Genomic DNA, 2,382 nt, shown 5'->3' on the forward strand with positions numbered 1-2,382 from the left:
GGCGTCGGCCTGCGGCCGCCACCTCCCCCTTTATTTCGCCTCCAAGGGCATGGGGCCCCAGCGCCCGACCCACCGACGGCCGGCAGACATGCGTGGCTTGCTCACGCTCGCGACAGCCAAAAAAAAACCGCTGCAGGGCAGCGGCTTTTTCAGGATCCGGCGGGTCTGGCCTCAGAGGTCGACGCGGCGGGCCTGCATGAACTTGGCGCTCCAGTAGCCGGTCATCAGGCTGTCCACGCGGACGTCCTTGCCGGTGCTGGGGGCATGCAGGAAGCGGCCTTCGCCGACATAGATGCCGACGTGGTCGACCCGGCCCTTGCGGCCGAAGAACACCAGGTCGCCGGCAGCCAGCGCGTTGCGGTCGTTGATCAGTTCGGCTTCGCCGTCGTGGGCCATTTCGCGCGAGACGCGCGGCAGCTCGATGCCCAGGGCGGTACGGAACACATAGCCGACCAGGCCGCTGCAGTCGAAACCGCTGTCCGGCGAGGTGCCGCCCCAGCGATACGGGGTGCCCAGCAGGGTCATCGCGCGGCGCAGCAGCGACTGCACCTTGCCGTTGTCGGCCGCGCCGCCGACCACGGCGCCGTTGGCACCGCTGCTGGCGTCGTAATTGGCGAGCAGGCGGCTGAGGTCGCCGGCGAACATCGCCGAGCGGTCCATCAGGGGAATGGTGTCGTTGGCCGCGAGGTGCGGGAGCAGGGCGGCGAGGGTGGCACTGGCAGCGGCGTCGGCCTTGCTGCGGGCGGGGGCATCAGCCTTGGGCTTTGCCGTCGCGGAAATCTCGGAGGTGCTGGCGCCAGCCGCAGCGGCGTCTACAGCGGTGGCCGGTGCGGTCTGTGCCCAGGCCGGGAGGCTGGCAAGGCAGAGCGCGATGGCAATGAAAACGGGGCGGATGCTACGCCGGGAAGCGGCGGTGTGGCCTTGGCTGATCAGGTCGGCTGTCGTCACGCGGCGGTCACTGAATAAAAACGATGGGTGATGATGCCGTGTAAGCGCGGTGATTAGGTACAAATTCCGTTAAATTTTCGTTTACAAACGTGTGATTTCCATCACAAATTTGGCCCTTGCCCCTGTTCAGTTTAGTGCAGGACACGTTTCGCGCCGGTGTAGTGGTCTTTCCAGTACGGCCCGCCGAGGGAGTCCAGGCGGACCGTGCCGCCGGTGCTGGGGGCGTGCACGAAGCGGCCTTCGCCGACGTAAATCCCGACATGGGACACGCTGCCACTGCTGCCGAAGAAGACCAGATCGCCCGGGGCCAGCCGCTTCGGGTCGATCTTCGGCCCCTGTACCGCGGCCAGGTCGCGCGAGGTGCGGGGCAGCTTCAGGTCGAGCATCTCGCGGTAGACGTAGGCCACCAGGCCGCTGCAGTCGAAGCCCGATTCGGGGGTGTTGCCGCCGTAGCGGTACGGCGTGCCGACCAGTCCGATCGCGCGCATCAGCACCGCGTTGGCCGCCTGCGGGTCATTGGGCACCACGGTGGGCCAGACCTGGGTGGACGCGGGTGGGGCGCTCGGGCGGGTGGCCTTGCCGCCGCCACAGGCACTCAACAGCAGGACGGCGGCCAGCACGGCGAGGCGGGTAGCGGAACGGAGGACGGGCAAAACTGGCGTCAGCTGCATGATGTACCGGATAATGCGCGGCCTCAGAAGGCCGTCATGATGGCGGCGTATCCGGCGGGGAACAACCCGCCCCACCCGTCTGCCATCGGCAGCGACCAGCCAGAGTTGCGCATGAAGATCGAAAAAGACAGCGTCGTCCGTTTCCATTACACCGTTGCCGAGCAGGGCCAGGAGCCGATCGAGAGCTCCAAGGACCGTGATCCGCTGGCGATCCTGATCGGCCACGGCAACATCATCCCGGGCCTGGAAGCGGCCATGATGGACAAGGAAGCCGGCGCCACCTTCGAGGTGGACGTCAAGGCCGCCGACGCCTATGGCGAACGCCGTGAAGGCCTGACCCAGCGCGTGCCGAAGAAGCACTTCGGTACCACCAGGCTGATCCCGGGCCAGCAGGTCGTGCTGCAGACCAACTTCGGCCCGCGCGCGGTCACCGTGGAAAAGGTCGGCATGAGCGTGGTCGACGTCGACCTGAACCACCCGATGGCCGGCAAGGACCTGCACTTCTCCGTCGAGATCGTCGACGTGCGTGCCGCCGCGGCCGAAGAACTCGAGCACGGCCACGTGCATGGCGATGGCGGCCACCAGCACTAAGTGCTGACCACCGTTGCCGGCATCGATGGCCGGTGACGGAGGCGATGCAACGGCCCGCTTCGGCGGGCCGTTGCGTATCTGCGACAGGACGACCCGCGCGCGTGGCGCGACGGCATAATGAGCGCCCAGATCCACGGACTGCCTGTGAACGCCGCTTCCCTTTCCCTGCAGC

Annotated in this window: 3 protein-coding genes; 1 reads left to right on the forward strand and 2 read right to left on the reverse strand. The window is 67.3% G+C overall.

The window, feature by feature from the left end; all coding sequences use genetic code 11:
• Nucleotides 1-171 precede the first annotated feature (171 nt).
• Entirely contained in the window at nucleotides 172-930 is a 759-nt protein-coding gene (locus RTO53_RS17815) for a C40 family peptidase (RefSeq protein WP_312239056.1), read from the reverse strand.
• 149 nt (nucleotides 931-1,079) lie between these two features.
• On the reverse strand, nucleotides 1,080-1,619 hold the full coding sequence (locus RTO53_RS17820) for a C40 family peptidase (protein ID WP_312239048.1): 540 nt from the start codon (nucleotides 1,617-1,619) through the stop codon (nucleotides 1,080-1,082).
• A 111-nt stretch (nucleotides 1,620-1,730) separates the two neighbouring features.
• On the opposite strand from RTO53_RS17820, the gene RTO53_RS17825 reads away from it, so the two are divergent.
• Nucleotides 1,731-2,210 carry a peptidylprolyl isomerase gene (locus tag RTO53_RS17825; RefSeq protein ID WP_312239049.1) on the forward strand — a complete coding sequence of 160 codons (480 nt, stop codon included), beginning with the start codon at nucleotides 1,731-1,733 and terminating at the stop codon, nucleotides 2,208-2,210.
• Nucleotides 2,211-2,382 lie beyond the last annotated feature (172 nt).

This window comes from Stenotrophomonas sp., from assembly GCF_031995405.1.
Lineage (GTDB): Bacteria > Pseudomonadota > Gammaproteobacteria > Xanthomonadales > Xanthomonadaceae > Stenotrophomonas.

Coding starts and splice junctions, on each gene's coding strand:
- RTO53_RS17820 (WP_312239048.1), bottom strand. CDS start 1,619: ATGCAGCTGACGCCAGTTTTGCCCGTCCTCCGTTCCGCTACCCGCCTC.
- RTO53_RS17825 (WP_312239049.1), top strand. CDS start 1,731: ATGAAGATCGAAAAAGACAGCGTCGTCCGTTTCCATTACACCGTTGCC.